Origin of the sequence: Oscillibacter valericigenes, assembly GCF_021531915.1 — a bacterium.
GTDB classification, from domain to species: Bacteria; Bacillota; Clostridia; order Oscillospirales; family Oscillospiraceae; genus Oscillibacter; species Oscillibacter valericigenes_A.
Map to the genome: position 1 here is coordinate 1 of NZ_JAFBIV010000059.1, position 319 is coordinate 319.

The 319-nt window shown below is 60.8% G+C and carries 1 protein-coding gene; it reads left to right on the plus strand.

Annotated elements, in window-relative coordinates; genetic code table 11:
• The coding region (locus tag JQM66_RS12500; RefSeq protein WP_235230189.1) for an S-layer homology domain-containing protein at positions 1-319 on the plus strand (319 nt) is incomplete at both ends.

Below are 319 nucleotides of genomic sequence, written 5' to 3' on the forward strand. Positions count from 1 at the left end.
CATCTGCAACATGATCCTGGGCCCCACCACCGCTTCCGCTCTGCGTGCTGACACCGCTCCTTTCAAGGACGTGGCTGCTGACAACCAGTATGCCGGTTACATTGCCTACTGCGTGCAGCAGGGCATCACCGCCGGCTACACCGACGGCACCTATCGTCCCGCCGCTCCCCTGACCAATTTCGCTTTCATGAAGATGCTGCTGGGCGCTCTGGGCTATGACCAGAACACCGAGGGCTATGTTGGCGGCAACTGCTTCATCAACGTTGCCAAGCAGGCCATCGGCCTGGGCCTGAACAAGGGCCTGCTGGTCGACTTCGAC